We start from the raw sequence: 16,181 nt of genomic DNA on the forward strand, positions 1-16,181 counted from the left end.
AAACACGTCCGGCAGCAGCGGTATGACACCTAGAACCGTGGTTGCCGCGGCCAATACGACGGGGCGCAGTCTTGAGGCGCCGGCATTCAAACCTCGGTTCGGTGAAAGTAAGTCAGACGAGGGCAACACAGCTTCAGGCATGTTAAGTTCGCGCTGGCCTTGAGGCGGCGCTAAGACGGCTTAATACAAATTGACGGTATGCTTCTATAATTGCGCTTTGGCTTTTTCGCAAATGCAGAAAATGACATTTTTCTGAAGGTTTTTCGCTGCGGGTAGAGGTACAAGTTTGCCGTTGGGCGCCGATGGCGGCCTGCGTTGACAAACTTCGTAAGGAGGAAGCCGCGGGGTTCAGGATCAGGTCATGGGGATAGAGTGCGGACCTTAGGCAATTGGTGAGCGCAGAGTTTGCTGCCAGTCCAACTTCGTTTTCATACCTCTCTACTCATCGACTGACCTTCTCTGCCTTATACGGGTCTAGGCTTTCCCTAAACTGTTCGATGAATTCCAAAGTCACCAGTGACGGTTGCTTTAAAATCGGGCGCACCAGCGAAAGGGTGTGCGGCAACAGTGGTTTGAATGGCCGATAGCTTAAGCCCCGAGATGTGTATTGGACGGCGTCAAGTTCACTCACGACAGATACGCCAACGCCTTTGACGGCCAACTCGCAGGCCGCCGTGAACTGCCTGACTTCAATATGGGAACTCAATTCGACATTGGCATTTTGAAACGCTTTCGAAAGCCGACCGAAAAAGTCGCTGTCGCGTCGCGTGTGGATGATTTTGCTATCTTCAAGGTCCGCAGGCGTAACTTCGGAGAGGTTTTCCAGGTCATGTCCGGTCGGGAATACGCAAACTGTCCGGACGTCGATATTTGTGCTTTCGACCGCCGGGTGACCATTAAAGCTGTCTGTGATTCCGAAATCATACTGCTCGCCGATCATCCATTCGAGAATGCGTTCTGGTCTGTCTGGTTCGATCGTCAGGGTGACACCAGGCCGATTTTCCAGAAATCTGGAGACGACATCGGGTAGGTGGCTGGTGGCAAATCCGGGCAGGCAAGCGACTCGGATGTGCCCTGCTTTGCGTTTTGTGATGTCCTGACTGACATCCGAGATTTGCCTCATAAGCTCGAGAACACGTTCGACGCTGGGCAAGAGGTAACGAACCTCCTGTGTTGGCACCAATCTGCCTTCCCGGCGATCAAAAAGTTGGAACCCAAGTGACTTTTCAAGATCCGACAGCAATCTGCTGACAGCAGGCTGGCTTACCCCTAAATCGTTTGCGGCCGCTGTGACAGAGCCATTGGTGGTCACTGCCATGAGGGCTTCCATTTGCCGGACTCTCAGAATTTGACTCATTTCCGATCCTAGTCTGCTGCCTTTGTGCATAACATTGTGTTATTTTTTTATCCAGCAGATAAAGCTTGAATTATATTTCTGTAACGCTAACGTCGTGAAATCGTCATGTGTGCCGTTTACGCGTAGCGGTCGGTATTCAACGAAGCATCGAACCTGATGCATGGGAGGAATCATGAATAAGAATCTGCTAGGCGCTCTTGCCTTAACAACTGCCTTGTCCCCGGTGGCGGCAATGTCGCAAACCGAAGTTCAGTTCTGGCATGCCTTCACCGGTCGACTGGGTGAACTTGTGAAAGCGCAGGTCGAGGAGTTCAACGCCAGCCAGGATGAGTTTGTCGTGGTCGAAAGCCACAAGGGCAACTACTCGGAAACCTTGAATGCGGGGATCGCCGCATTCCGTGCCGGCGAACAGCCGCATATCCTGATGGTGTTCGAAGTGGGCACGGCAACGATGATGTCGGCCGAAGGTGCAATCAAACCGGTCTATGAAGTTATGGCTGAAAGCGGCGCTTCCTTCGATCCCGACGCATATATTGGCGCGGTCAAAGGATACTACACGACAACTGACGGTGACATGCTGTCGTTGCCGTTCAACTCTTCCACGCCGGTTCTGTGGGTCAATCGCGACGCCATGGAAGCGGCCGGTGTCGACCCGGATACGGATCTGTCCACCTGGGAAAAAGTTGGCGACGTTCTCGAGCAGCTCAAGGCTGGTGGTGAAGACTGCCCGCTGGTGACTGCATGGCAAAGCTGGATCCATCTTGAGAACCTGTCAGCCTATCACGACGTTCCGTTCGCCTCGAAGGACAACGGTTTTGCCGGTCTGGATACCGAGCTGATGCTGAACGGCCCGGCGCAGGTCGCGCACCTGACGGCAATGGGCGACTGGGCCAAGGATGGCAAGTTCATCTACACCGGGCGCAGGAACGAAGGTGGGGCAAACTTCCGGGCTGGCGAATGCGCGTTGTTTACGGAAAGCTCGGCCGGTTACGCTGGCATCAGTTCCGAGGCTGAGTTCGATTTCGATGTGCGCCCGCTGCCCTATTGGGAAGCTGTCACGAGCGAGCCGCAGAACACCATTATCGGTGGCGCATCGCTTTGGGTGATGGAAGGTCATGACCCTGAAGAATACAAGGGCGTCGGCGAATTCCTGAGCTTCTTGTCGTCGTCCGACGTGCAGGCCGCCTGGCACCAGGACACCGGCTATCTTCCGATCACGGCTGAAGCTGGCGAAGCCACCCGCGCTGCGGGTTTCTATGACGAAAACCCGGGAACCGACATCGCGGTGATCCAGATGACTGCGAAGGAGCCGACCGCAAATTCGAAAGGTCTGCGTCTGGGGTCGTTCGACCAGATTCGCGGGATCATCGACGAAGAGCTTGAGGCTGTCTGGTCCGGTGAAAAGACCGCTCAGGAAGCGATGGACAGCGCAAAAGAACGCGGTGACGCGCTGCTGCGCCGGTTCGAATCCGCCAATCAATAAACCACAATCCGATGCGGGCTCTACAGAGCCCGCATTCTCTTTCTTCGGTGGACCATCAGGATGGAAAAACGCGTCACCTTTCGCGGCTGGCTGTTGCCATTGGCGCTGATCGCCCCTCAGGTCATCATTTCCGCAGTATTCTTTTTTTACCCTGCCGGTCAGGCTGTTTGGCAATCTCTGTTCATACCTGATCCGTTTGGGCTGTCGTCCCAGTTTGTGGGGCTCGGCAATTTTGAGTTCCTGCTGAGCGATAAGTTCTACCGCGCCTCTTTCGTGACAACAGCAGTGTTTTCGACGCTCGTCACGCTGTGTTCGATGATCCCGGCCTTGTTTCTGGCGGTTATCGCAGACCGCCTGATCAAGGGGTCGGGTGTTTATCGGACGCTGCTGATCTGGCCCTACGCCGTTGCGCCTGCGGTGGCAGGTGTGCTGTGGCTGTTCATGTTCAACACGCGCGTTGGGGTCGTGTCGTGGTACCTCGGCCAGCTTGGTTATGACTGGAACCACGTTCTGAATGGCACCGAGGCCATGGGGCTTGTGGTCGTCGCCTCTGCCTGGGGGCGCATCAGCTATAACTTCCTGTTCTTTTTCGCAGCGTTGCAGTCGGTCCCAAGGTCGGTGATCGAGGCTGCCGCAATTGACGGCGCACGCTTCTGGCGCCGGTTTTTCACAATTGTTCTGCCGTTGCTTTCGCCGACGGCGTTCTTCCTGCTGGTGGTGAATGTCGTCTATGCCTTCTTTGAAACATTCGGCGTCATTCACACAATCACTGGCGGCGGGCCACAGCAGTCGACGACTATTCTGGTCTACAAAGTCTTTTCGGATGGGTTCGTCGGACAGGATCTTGGTTCGTCTTCGGCACAATCTGTCATTCTGCTGATCGTCGTTGGCCTGCTGACCGTCATCCAGTTCAAATACGTGGAAAAAAGGGTGCACTACTGATGGCAGCCCAACAACACGGAATGGTCGAAAAACGCGGCATGGGGATCTGGTTGACTCATGCCATGATGATCCTTGGCGTCTTGATCATCTTCTTCCCGATCTGGCTGGCATTTGTCGCCTCTACCGTCACCCAGCCTGAAATCGTGTCACCGCCCATGCCGTTGGTACCGGGTGATCAGTTCTGGGAGAACTACAAGGCCGCGCTGTTTTCCGGCGTGAATGTCCCGGTTGCCACGATGTTGTTCAACAGCCTCGTGATGGCCATTGGGATCGCAGTGGGCAAAATCGTGATTTCACTGCTCTCTGCTTTTGCGATTGTCTATTTCCGCTTTCCCGGACGGACGACTTTCTTTTGGCTGATCTTCTTGACGCTTATGCTTCCGGTCGAGGTTCGTATCGTGCCGACTTTTGAGGTCGTCGCAGGGTTCGGAATGCTCAACAGCTACTATGGGTTGATCTTCCCCCTGATCGCCTCGGCGACGGCAACGTTCCTGTTCCGCCAGTTCTTTCTGACAATCCCGGATGAACTGGCCGAAGCCGCCCGCGTGGATGGGGCCCGCCCGATGCGGTTCTTCATTGATATCGTTGTTCCGATGAGCCGCACCAACATCGCGGCGCTGTTCGTGATCCTGTTTATCTATGGCTGGAACCAATACCTGTGGCCGCTGCTGATCACCACTGATCCAGAGATGAATACCATCGTAATGGGCATCAAGCAGATGTTCCCGTCCGGCGATGATGTGGCCGAATGGCCGGTCATCATGGCGACGTCCATTCTGGCGATGATCCCGCCGGTCATCGTGGTGGTGTCGATGCAAAAGCTCTTTGTCCGCGGCCTTGTCGATAGCGAGAAGTAAGAAATGGCAACAGTATCCCTAGAGAATGTCAAAAAGAGCTTTGGCCCGACGGATGTGATTCACGGTATTGATGTCGATATCGCCGATGGTGAGTTCATCGTGATCGTCGGCCCCTCTGGCTGTGGTAAATCCACGCTGTTGCGGATGGTGGCGGGGCTGGAAACTGTCACGTCAGGGGAAATCCGGATCGGTGATGAACGGGCCAACGACAAAGAGCCTATGGACCGGGACATCGCCATGGTGTTCCAGAATTATGCGCTCTATCCGCATATGTCGGTGCGTCAGAACATGGGGTATGGCCTGAAAATTGCCGGGTTGCCCAAAGATCAGATCGATCAAAAAGTGACTGACGCCGCAAAGCTGCTGCAGTTGGAACCCTTGCTGGACCGTAAGCCCAGACAGTTGTCAGGCGGACAGCGTCAGAGGGTGGCGATGGGGCGGGCCATCGTCCGCGAGCCAGCGGTTTTCCTGTTTGATGAGCCGCTCTCGAACCTTGACGCCAAGCTTCGCGTTCAGATGCGTCTTGAAATCCGCGAACTTCAGGAAAAACTCGGTATTACCTCACTTTACGTTACACATGACCAGGTCGAAGCCATGACAATGGCGGACAGAATGATCGTAATGAATGGAGGCATCGCCGAGCAAATAGGAACGCCGCTGGAGGTCTACGAGACCCCTAAGACGCTGTTCGCGGCGCAATTCATCGGCAGCCCGGCGATGAATGTTTTTGAAGCGCGGCGCGAAAACGGGACAATCCGGATCGGCGACATCGCGGTTGGCCCGTCTACAGGTCCAGATGCCGCCGTAAAGCTGGGCATAAGGCCAGAGCACCTGCTGCTGGATGAAAGCGGTCCGCTGGAAGCTGCGATTCAGATGGCGGAACCGCTTGGGGCAAATACGCTGTTGCACGGCCACCTTACGGGTTCTGGCGACACGATCACGATCAGCCTTCCGGGTGTTCACCCGATCGAGGGTCGTCATCCGAATATGCGGTTCTCGGTTGCACCAGAGAATATGCATTTGTTTGACCACGCAACGGGCAAAAGACTGGAAAACTAATGGTGTTCCCTCAGGTCGAAGCATTTCGCGGCGGCAAGGATTTGATCCGGGTCGTAGGTCATCGGGGTGCGCGGGGCGTTTTGCCTGAAAACAGCATGATCGGTTTTGACTTCACACTTTCCATTGGCGTCCCGCTTCTTGAGTTTGATGTCGTTCTTACGGCTGACGATGTCCCCGTCATCACACATAACCACCGGCTTCACGCGCCGACTTTTAGGGACGCCAGTGGCCGTTTTTTGGTAGGAGAAGAGCCAAAGGTTTCTTCGCTGACTGTCGAGCAGATCCAGCAATTCGACGTCGGACGGTTGAACGGGCAATCGGCTTATGGTCGTCGGTTCCCTGATCAGGCCCAACTGGACGGCATTCGCGTTCCCACGCTTTCGGACTTGCTGAAACTTGTTGGTGAACCGAGATACGGTGATGCCAATCTTATGCTGGAACTGAAATCTGACCCGGATTTGGCCCACGATTCATCTTACCGGCGGAAATTCGTAAAACGTGTGCTGCAGGAGCTTCGTACCATAGGCTTGGCATCGCGGGCTGTTTTGCACAGTTTCGATTGGAACCTGTTGGAAGAATGTCAGCGTCAGGCGCCTGATCTGCCGTCTTCCTACCTGACTCAGCTCCCGGAAAATGCCGACGATGTCGGCGAGGATTCCTCGAAAGCTGTTTGCCCGGATTTTCGGGGCCGTCGGGATGAAATTCCAAAACTGGTCGAACAGGCCGGGGGTGCGCTTTGGTGCCCCTATTTTGCGGATGTGACCGCAGAAAATGTGTCACTTGCGAAAGAACTGGGCCTTTGTGTTGCTGTGTGGACAGTCAATGACCCTGAAGAAATAAGCAGAATGATCGATCTGCGCGTGGACGCAATTGTGTCTGATTATCCGGGCCGGGTTCAAAGGCATCTGTCAGATTTGGGCATGAGATGGCATGACGATACACCGGCACAACTTCACCGGACACAGGCGCCATAGACACCTGGCAATTCTTGGATTCCAGAGAAACATGATCTGAATGGATTGGTTAGATCACCAGTTAAAGTCGCCTTAGGGGCGAAACCCATATTGGCTGGGCAAACGAAACGAGCCTCAGCTTTGACCGTGCAACTTTTTTGTGAAGGCCTCGAAGCCCCCTTCATCGCGTCTCGTGCTACGGAGCGCTAGATCATACCCTAGGCTTGCCCATCATTGGGTGGAAAAGGGGCATCTTTTATGCATTTTCAAATGATTAAGTTGGACCCAAAGCAGAAAACCCTGCCGGAAAAAGACGTAAATACAGCGCTCTAGATCAGCCTCTGACTGCGACATTCCGCCGCGCCCTTTGATTCAAGCAGGTTTATCTATGGTAGTAACATTGCCGTGAGCATTTTCATCTTAGGCGAGCGAGATAGATATGACAGATCAATCCATCAGCAGCTCGAAAGACGCAGCCAAGCGTGAATGGCTGTCCTTCTTGTTTATTACGTTGGTGTTTCTGCCCGGAATTACAGTCCTTGGGGTCGGGGCTTACGGTTTCACCGTATGGATACTCCAAATCATCTACGGCCCGCCAGCTGGATCTCTCTAAACCCAGAAAATGAACCGAGGAGCACGTTCTTATGTCTCTGAAGTCTACATTGTCATCCTTCTGGAATACGGTATCTCGACCTGCCACAACGATCAGTCTGGGCGTGATCAGTCTGGGTGGCTTTATTACCGGGATAATTTTCTGGGGCGGCTTCAATACCGCGATGGAGTTTACCAACACGGAAAAGTTCTGCGTTTCCTGCCACGAGATGCGTGACAATGTCTATGTAGAGCTTCAGTCCACGGTCCATTGGGAAAACCGAACCGGGGTCCGTGCTACATGTCCGGATTGTCATGTACCGCATGAGTGGACCAACAAGGTTGCCAGAAAAATGCAAGCGTCGAAGGAAGTCTGGGCGGCTGTATTCGGCACCATAAACACCCGCGAAAAGTTCGAGGCACGCCGCGCGGAATTGGCAAGACACGAATGGGCCCGGCTGGAGGCAAACAACTCGCTCGAATGTCGGAACTGTCATGATTACGACAGCATGGATTGGGACGCGATGTCGGCCGAAGCGCGGTTCTATATGAAACCGGCAGCCGCACTGAATACAGGCTGTATCGAGTGTCACAAGGGCATAGCTCATCACCTGCCTGACAACGTGGCCGTGGGCAGCCCGGCCATGGCCAAGCTTGAAAACAAGGCCAATTCAGGCAGCGTCTCGGTCGGCGAAGACTACTTCGCCATTCGTGACATCCCTGTTTATGACAGCGCCGAGGGTTCGGAGCCGGTGGGTAACCTGACACTCGGTGCTGCCGTCGAAGTTTTGGATGAAAGCGGGGACCGTGTTCAAGTCGCACTTAAGGCGTGGCGCAAGGATAAAGGGTTTGGGCGCGTCATATTTGATGAATTCGGGCACAATATTCGGGTTGCCGTTTTGTCGAAGGACACGGCTCAGAACGCCGAACTGGTCGAAGCTTCCGCACCTCAGACGGATGATGCGACGGGGCTCGACTGGGCGCCTGTCACGGTAACGCTTTGGTCGGACAAACAGGGATATGTGGATGAGATTGACGAGCTTTGGACGGTGGCTGAGGAAAGCTACACCGCCAACTGCTCCACTTGCCACGCACAGCCGGACCCGGATCACTTCGGGACCAACTCCTGGCCTGCGCAGTTTAACGGTATGGTCGGGTTTACCAACATGGACGAAGCCCAGGCCAATTTGGTGCTGACCTACCTGCAAAAACATTCCGCTGACTATGGCGGCTCTCACTGAGGAGAAAACCATGTCAACGCGTCGTGATTTTCTGAAAGGCACAGGAGCAACAGGGTTGTCCGCACTATTGGGGCCCAGCCTGCTTCAACCAGCGACCGCTCGTGCAGAGCAACTGACATCTGCCGGTATCTGGAAAACATCAGGCTCACACTGGGGTGCGATCGAGGCCCTTGTCAAAGGTGGTCAGGTGACCGAGGTTCGCCCGCTTGCCGACGATCCGCACCCGACCGATATGGTGAACGGCATCCAGGGCCTGATTTATTCGCCGTCGCGCGTCCGCTACCCGATGGCCCGTGCAGAATGGCTGGATAACCGAAAAGACGCGGACCGAACCACAAGGGGCGACAACCGCTTTGTTCGTCTGACCTGGGATGAGGCTTTGGACCTGTTCTTCGAGGAAATGGAGCGTGTTCAGACTACGCACGGACCTTCGGGGCTTTACGCTGGCGCGACGGGCTGGCGGCAGACCGGCCAGTTCCATTCCTGCATCAATCACATGAACCGTGCCGTTTCGATGTACGGCGGCTATGTGAAAAAGGCGGGCGACTATTCAACTGGCGCAGGCCAAACCATCCTTCCTTACGTGCTTGGGTCCACCGAAGTTTATTCGCAGGGAACCAGTTGGCCACTGATCCTGGATAACGCCAAAACTATCGTTTTCTGGGCGAATGACCCGCTGAAAAACCTGCAAGTCGGCTGGACCTGCGAAACACACGAACCATTTGAGTATTTTGACCAGCTGCGGGACAAAATCGCGGCAGGCAACATCCGGGCCATCAGCGTGGACCCGGTGCGAACCAAAACCCAAAAGCACATTGGGGCCGAGCAACTCTACATCAATCCGATGACAGATGTGGCTTTCATGCTGGCACTGGCGCACACGCTCTATACCGAAGGTCTGCACGACGAAGAGTTTCTGAATGTCTACACGCTCGGGTTCGAGCCTTTCATGGCCTACGTTATGGGCGAGGCTGAAGATGGTGTCGAAAAGACGCCCGAGTGGGCAGCGCCGATTTGCGGTGTCCCGGTTGATACGATCAAAGAATTTGCCCGATTGCTTGCATCGGACCGAACGCAGCTCGTCTTCGGTTGGTCCGTGCAGCGGCAACAGCATGGCGAACAGCCGTATTGGATGGGTGCGATCATCGCGGCCATGTTGGGTCAAATTGGGCTGCCTGGGGGCGGCATCAGCTATTCTCATCACTATAGCGGTATTGGCGTGGCACCATCTGGCGCCAACATGCCCGGGGCTTTTCCTCTGAATTTGGATATTGGCGTTGATCCTATACGGTCAGACGACAATTTCCCGGGTGCCAGCAGTACAATTCCTGTCGCCAGATGGATCGACTGCCTGATGAACCCCGGTGGAACAGTCGAACACAACGGGCACACAGTTACGTATCCGGACATCCGAATGGCAATTTTCACCGGATGCAATCCGTTCCATCATCATCAGGACCACAACAAGATGCGCGTGGCCATCCAAAAGCTGGAGACCATTGTTGCGATTGACTATGCGTGGACCGCTACGTGCAGACACGCCGACTTGGTCCTGCCTGCCTGCACCCAATTTGAGCGGAACGACATAGACAGCTACGGCTCATATTCTCGTTCCGGCGTAATCGCCATGAAGAAGCTGGTCGATCCGCTGTTCCATTCCAAAACCGACTTTGAGATTTTTTCGCTGTTCTGCCAACGCTTCGGTCGCGAGCAAGAATACACCCGCGGCTGGGACGAAATGGAGTGGGTTGAGAGCCTTTATGAGACGACCCGTAGCGCAAACGAGGGTAGCTATGAGATGCCACCTTTCGAAGAGTTCTGGGAAAAGGGCATGGTTCGGTTTGAACGGGGCGAACCTTGGGTCAGGCACGCCGATTTCCGCGAAGACCCTGAAATAAATGCGCTTGGTACGCCTTCAGGATTTATCGAAATCTCCAGCCGGACAATCGGCAACTATGGCTATGACGATTGCGGAGAACACCCCAAGTGGATGGAAAAAGTCGAACGGTCTCATGGTGGGCCGGGGTCCGACAAGTTTCCGCTGTGGCTGCAATCCTGTCACCCGGATCAGCGCCTTCATTCGCAAATGTGCGAGAGCGACCCGTACCGCGCAACATATGCGGTAAAGGATCGAGAGCCTGTGTATGTAAGCCCCGAAGACGCGGCCGACCGAGGAATTGAAGACGGCGATATCGTGCGGGTTTTCAATGATCGCGGTCAATTGTTGGCCGGCGCTGTTCTGAGCGATGACTATCCAAGAGGCGTAATCCGCATTCATGAAGGTGCCTGGTATGGACCGGTCGATGCCACACCCAACGCTCTCGACACGTATGGCGACCCAAACACGGTCACTTTGGATGTGGGCGCCTCGAAACTGTCACAAGCGACATCTGCAAATACCTGCATCGTAGAGATGGAGAAGTTTGAAGGAGAAGTTCCACCGGTAACAGCCTTTGGCGGACCCATCACCGTATGAAGGAAGTTTCTCCGGATCTGATGCGCTTTCTGTCGACGGGATTCGCGCGCGAACTTGACGTGGCAACCATCAAAGCATGCCATGGCGGGGTCGCTGACGAGCTTTTGAGTGATGTCGCTGGATCAGATCAACTGATCCGGGAAATGAAAAAGTGGTTTGACCCGCAGACCACCCAAAAAGAACTCGCAATCAGTTACGGAAGCGTATTTCTGGCCGGTGGCAGGGAAGCCGCCCCACTATATGCCTCTGCTTGGCAAGGGTCGGGGAACCTCATGTCTGCCCCACATTGCAGAATGCAATCATTGCTAAAGCAAGCCGGAACAGAAGTGGCCAATGGCTTCTCTGAACCGGCCGATCATCTGGCCATAATGCTCGAATATCTAGCGATGTGTCTGGAAGGGCGCCCCGGCGCAATAGACGCTGCGCGATTTGCTGCTGAAGACATCTTGCCCTGGTACAATGCCTTCGCGACAAGGGTTCAAGGGCATCATTTGTCTGCACCGTTTTACGTGTCGCTCGTTAGCCTCACCGAAGCGGTGGTTGAGGACTGCGCTTCTTAGTCCATCCAATAATTCAACGGATTACGTAGACCTCAAGGGCCTGGTCCAAGGGGTCACTTCCGTGAAGGCGGCAGAGTTGAAAAATAATGAATTGGAATTTGAATATACAGTATGTTGTAGTATCCTTCTCCCCAAGGGGTAAATATTGATGGACGCCACGGGAGGGGATGGTGAAGTATTTTAAGTCGATGCTCGCAACGACGCTAACTGCAATGCTGTTGGTATGTCCTAACCTGAGTATTGCAAATCAAGTCTCGAAACAGATTGAAGCGTTTCTGGTGTCAAGCGACAACGCTGGTAGCGCACTTCCCAACAGCAAAAGCCTGAATGCGAAGGTCCTGGTGCCGCGTTTCTACGAAGAACGGGGCTTTGCGCCGGTATGGACACGCGATGAACTGGTTGACGAACTTTTTGAAGAGTTGGATGGGGCCATTGATCAGGGGTTCAGACCCGATGACTTCAAACTAGACGAACTTCGAACCGCCTTAAGAACCTCACAGGGTGGGGATACCTCGGATCAGGCTTTCTTCGACATTCTGGCGACCGATGCCGCCGTCAAACTTGTGCACCATCTGGTGTTTGGGAAAGTCGACCCAAACGCACTGGACGATGATTGGAACTTCTCAAAGCCGGTTATTCAACAAGATCCAGCCAAGGTATTGAACCAGTTTCTTCAGGGGGAGGGCTTTAGCGCATTAGTTGAACGCATCGACATCGACAACGCCCAATATGCGATGCTTGTTGAAGCGCTGAGCAAATACAGATCCATCGCATCGCAAGGGGGCTGGACCAAAGTTCCCGAAGACACTGTTTTGAAGCCGGAAATGGTGGATCCGGCCGTTGCAAAACTACGCGAAAGGCTTGTGGCAGAGGGTTATGCAGGAGCTGGCGCATCGTCGAAAACCAGTCAAGATGGTGAAGATCCGGCTTGGGTTTACGATGATAACCTGGTCGAGTTGGTCAAGAACTTTCAAAGTCGCCACGGGTTGGAAGCAGACGGGGTTATTGGCGGCAAGACGTTCAATTCACTCAATAAACCCGTAGAAGACCGTGTAAACAAGCTGCGTCTCAGTCTGGAACGAGGCCGTTGGCTGATGCGGGAAATCGACGACGAGTTCGTGCTGGTGAACATTGCCGGCGCCCGCACATACATGATCAAATCGGATGGTACGCTTTGGACCACCAGGTCGATTACGGGGTCAGCCTATAGAAAGACCCCGGTGTTCCGGGATGAAATCGAATACATGGAGTTCAACCCGACCTGGACCGTTCCCGCTTCGATTTTTCGCAAAGACAAGCTGTCTCGCATCCGCCAGGATCCGACCTATCTGTCGCGTAACAATTATGTGGTGCGGAACAAAGACGGGCAGACAATTCCTGCCAATCTTGTGAATTGGGGGGCAAAGAACCCCGGCGTCACGCTTGTTCAGCAACCGGGCCCGGACAATGCGTTGGGTTTGGTCAAGTTCATGTTTCCCAACAAGTACGCGGTGTATTTGCATGACACCAACGACGCCAGTCTTTTTGACCGAAACGAAAGGAACCTCAGTTCCGGCTGCGTTCGCCTTGAGTATCCGTTCGAATTCGCAAGCCTTCTGATGGAAGGTGAGCCGGACTGGAGCAGACAAAAAATGCAGTCCATTCTGGATAGCGGAAAGACAACCCGCATCAACCTGCCCGAGCCGATGCCGGTTCTTCTGACTTATTGGACAGCGTGGGTTGAGGACGGGGTCGTTCACTTCCGCGAAGACCCGTACGAACGGGATGCGCGCATCCTTGCGGCTTTGGACCGCTGAGTGCGCAAAGCGCGGCACAAGGAAACCTTGTTTCCGTGCCAAACAGCCAGAATGGTTGGAGATTTCCGTTTTCGAGGTAGACTGGCCTATGTGAGCGGCGACAAGGGAACGCATGAGGACTTGGCTATTTAGAATATTCGGCATTGTCGCGTTTCTCGTTTTCGCAGCAATCGCCTTTGTCTGGTTGTTGCTGGCTGCGCCGTTGTTTTCAGACATGCGGCGCGGCCTTGTTGAACAAGTTCTTTCGAAACAAATCGGGCGACCACTTTTGGTCAACGACGATGTGAGCGTCGCGCTTGGGCGTATCACGCACATCTATGTCGGCGGCGTGGTAATCCCGAGCCTGACAATGGCAGATACATCGCTTGCCGAGTTAAGTCGTCTGGAACTGGAACTGGATATTGCGGCTTTGGCCAACGGTCGAATTCAGTTTGACAATCTCGTGGTGGACGGCCTTCAGGCCAATTTTCTTACTTCGTCTGACGGCACGACAAGCTGGCAAAAGGGTCAAACGCCACCAAAGCCAAAACCCGCAAGCGCTCAGTCAGAGGACAATCAGGACGCTTTGGCCGAGGTCGAGGAGCCCGCCGAGAGTGACGCGGAAGGCAGCGGAATCCTCGCATTTCTCAGCGACAAGAACGTGAGTTTCAGTTCGATAGGGCTGACCATTGATGACCAAGTCTCGGGCTTTTCGTTTGTGTTTGACCTTCAGTCGCTCGGCCTCGAACAGGTGGATGACGGACAAAGAACAAAGGTCTCAGGGGCAGGTGCCGTCAATGACCAAAGCTTCCAGATAGAGGGCGACTATCCGCACGGCGCGCCGTTTACGACCCGTGCCAATTTCGGGGGGATGACGGTCAACTACGACGGCGAGCCATTGTCGGAGAGCGAAGGCGGAGGCTATCGCGCTGTCCTGCAGATGGACACTGGTGAATTCGGTGATTTTCTTGAAGTCATCGGGTTGGAACGCGTTCTAGAGGGGAATGGCAAGCTTGAAGCCGAGCTTGTGTCGCAGGACACTCTGAAAATCGAGAGTTTCAAGACCACGATTAGCCTCGCGGAGGGACAGCAGCTTTCGGCTGAGGGGTCCATTGAAGACCTCTACGCAGCCCAAGGCGTCGATCTGCTTTTTGACGCGCGGCTTCATCCCGAAGGGCAGCCACCGCAAGCAGCCAAGAGTATCCGGGAACTGAAGTTCACGGCCTTTGAAATGCACATGGTTGGATCACTGGCGTCATTCGAGTTCGAAGAGCTTCTGTTTCAAACCAACGCATTTGACCAAGGACTGGACGTTATCGGGCCAGCCTCCATCGAACGCATACGCCGTATGCCAGATGGTCGGCTTGCGATGTTGGGCATTACCTTGCAAGCCGGGCCAGTCGAGGATCCGGTTCTCAAGGCGGAAGGCGAAATCCTTGACCTGCTTCAGCTTCAGGATGTGACATTTGAGGGAACCCTAAACGGACCTGCCAGATTGATTCTGCCAAATCTGGATGAAGATTTCGTCGACCAGTTTGGTGGTATAAACGCCGACTTCAGCCTGTCCAACAAGGGTGGGCCGGTTTCTCTCGACAGGTTCAACGCAACCACCTACGGTACCGATCTCTGGGCGCTCGATCTAGCGCTGTCTGTGAACGAGATCAAAGGGTTGGCAGGTCTCGATTTCGACGTTGAACTGGATGTGGGTGACGGCGCTGAGTTTCTGACCGCGCTCAATCTGGAACCTGTCCCAGTTGGTGCGCTGGCCATTGATGCAGAAACCTCGAAACAGGGCGACGATTTCGATGCCTCGATCGAGTTTGAAGCCGGGTCGTCACACCTTCTGGCCGCATTGGGCGCAAAGTTCCCCGAGGGCGCTTCTGTTGTTCGTGGCAACGTTACAAGCGAAAGGCTCGATCTTGGCGACCTGAAGAACCTGACTGCGACGCTGAACCAACTTAAGAGCCTGGTGGGCGAGGCCGCGAAAGAAGTTGAAACCGACGTACAGCCCCTGGTTCTGCCGAAGGAAACGGATGTCCAGCCGTTGGTCTTGCCCAAGGAGAAAGGCAAGCCTGCCGATCTTCTGGATGTGCAGCGGGTGCTGCAAGAGGCTGATCTTGAGGTGCAGATCGAATTCAAAGAGATTGTAGGCCAAAAAGGGGTAACATCTGTTTCAAGCCAGTTGTCCGCAAAGGAAGGGACGGTCGATTTTGGCCCGCTCCAGATGGCCTATGGTGGTGGAAACTTCAGCCTGCGGGCGGTGATGGACCTGATTGACTCACCTGATTGGCTTTCCCTGTCCGGTTCCACGTCAGGATGGGAATTCGGTGAGATCCTTGATGAACTGGGTATCGGAATCGATGCCTATGGGCGTTTGAGCGGGGAGTTCAATGTTTCGGGCAGTACGGCGTCCGGCAAAGCCTTCATCAATTCCATGCGCGGCGACGCCTCTTTGTCGATGTCGCAAGGCTATGTCAGCACCAGCCTGCTGGAACTGGCAGGGCTTGGTATTTTCCCGTGGCTGTTCTCCGAGGAGTTTCGTCAAGGGTACACCGACATCACCTGCGTGGTGGCACCGGTACGCATTGAAGCCGGGCAGGTAAGCTCGAACTCCATAGTGGTTGAGACGGGCTCGGTCCAATTGGTGGCCAGGGGGCAGGTAGACTGGTTGAACGATACAATCGCGATCAGGGCGGAGCCGCGCCGGGTTGGCAAACCTTTGTCCCGAAGCGCATGGCCGTTCGACGTGACCGGTCAGCTTTCGTCGCCAAAATTCAAACTGGATGTGGGTGGATCAAGAAGTGAAGCACCTGATGGTGCAGACGAAATGCCGGCGGACAGGCAACCTTGCGTTCCGGATATTTCCCAATTGGAATAGCTTGGCGTG

Annotated in this window: 12 protein-coding genes; 11 read left to right on the forward strand and 1 reads right to left on the reverse strand. The window is 54.6% G+C overall.

Annotated features, from left to right (window positions below; genetic code table 11):
- Positions 1-442: 442 nt before the first annotated feature.
- Positions 443-1,357, reverse strand: coding sequence for a LysR substrate-binding domain-containing protein (locus ACR1XU_RS21170; protein WP_170617196.1), 915 nt, complete (start codon positions 1,355-1,357; stop codon positions 443-445).
- Positions 1,358-1,529: 172 nt separating this feature from the next.
- On the opposite strand from ACR1XU_RS21170, the gene ugpB reads away from it, so the two are divergent.
- From ugpB to ACR1XU_RS21225, 11 genes are all read left to right on the forward strand, one after another.
- Complete coding sequence (gene ugpB, locus ACR1XU_RS21175) at positions 1,530-2,840, forward strand: sn-glycerol-3-phosphate ABC transporter substrate-binding protein UgpB (RefSeq protein WP_480491949.1); 1,311 nt, start codon at positions 1,530-1,532, stop codon at positions 2,838-2,840.
- Between the two features lie 60 nt (positions 2,841-2,900).
- Positions 2,901-3,782 (forward strand): sn-glycerol-3-phosphate ABC transporter permease UgpA, encoded by an 882-nt coding sequence (gene ugpA, locus ACR1XU_RS21180; RefSeq protein ID WP_170617192.1) that lies wholly within the window; start codon positions 2,901-2,903, stop codon positions 3,780-3,782.
- A gap of 20 nt (positions 3,783-3,802) precedes the next feature.
- Positions 3,803-4,639, forward strand: a complete 837-nt coding sequence (gene ugpE / locus ACR1XU_RS21185) for a sn-glycerol-3-phosphate ABC transporter permease UgpE (protein ID WP_170617208.1) — start codon at positions 3,803-3,805, stop codon at positions 4,637-4,639.
- A 3-nt stretch (positions 4,640-4,642) separates the two neighbouring features.
- Positions 4,643-5,698, forward strand: coding sequence for a sn-glycerol-3-phosphate import ATP-binding protein UgpC (locus ACR1XU_RS21190; RefSeq protein ID WP_480908858.1), 1,056 nt, complete (start codon positions 4,643-4,645; stop codon positions 5,696-5,698).
- Positions 5,698-6,672 (forward strand): glycerophosphodiester phosphodiesterase family protein, encoded by a 975-nt coding sequence (locus tag ACR1XU_RS21195; RefSeq protein ID WP_480908857.1) that lies wholly within the window; start codon positions 5,698-5,700, stop codon positions 6,670-6,672. The genes ACR1XU_RS21190 and ACR1XU_RS21195 overlap by 1 nt, the downstream gene beginning before the upstream one ends.
- A gap of 418 nt (positions 6,673-7,090) precedes the next feature.
- Complete coding sequence (locus tag ACR1XU_RS21200; protein ID WP_480908856.1) at positions 7,091-7,264, forward strand: periplasmic nitrate reductase, NapE protein; 174 nt, start codon at positions 7,091-7,093, stop codon at positions 7,262-7,264.
- A gap of 31 nt (positions 7,265-7,295) precedes the next feature.
- A complete protein-coding gene (gene torC / locus ACR1XU_RS21205; RefSeq protein WP_480441195.1) occupies positions 7,296-8,483 on the forward strand; it encodes a pentaheme c-type cytochrome TorC in 1,188 nt (395 codons plus the stop codon).
- A 10-nt stretch (positions 8,484-8,493) separates the two neighbouring features.
- On the forward strand, positions 8,494-10,959 hold the full coding sequence (gene torA / locus ACR1XU_RS21210) for a trimethylamine-N-oxide reductase TorA (RefSeq protein ID WP_480908855.1): 2,466 nt from the start codon (positions 8,494-8,496) through the stop codon (positions 10,957-10,959).
- Entirely contained in the window at positions 10,956-11,519 is a 564-nt protein-coding gene (locus ACR1XU_RS21215; protein ID WP_480908854.1) for a molecular chaperone TorD family protein, read from the forward strand. Before torA ends, ACR1XU_RS21215 begins: the two co-directional genes overlap by 4 nt.
- 170 nt (positions 11,520-11,689) lie before the next feature.
- Positions 11,690-13,315: a L,D-transpeptidase family protein gene (locus tag ACR1XU_RS21220; protein WP_480915696.1), complete on the forward strand. Its 1,626-nt coding sequence runs from the start codon at positions 11,690-11,692 to the stop codon at positions 13,313-13,315.
- A gap of 112 nt (positions 13,316-13,427) precedes the next feature.
- Complete coding sequence (locus tag ACR1XU_RS21225; RefSeq protein WP_480908852.1) at positions 13,428-16,172, forward strand: AsmA family protein; 2,745 nt, start codon at positions 13,428-13,430, stop codon at positions 16,170-16,172.
- Positions 16,173-16,181: the final 9 nt, after the last annotated feature.

It is taken from the genome of Ruegeria sp. D1(2025) (genome assembly GCF_056536425.1).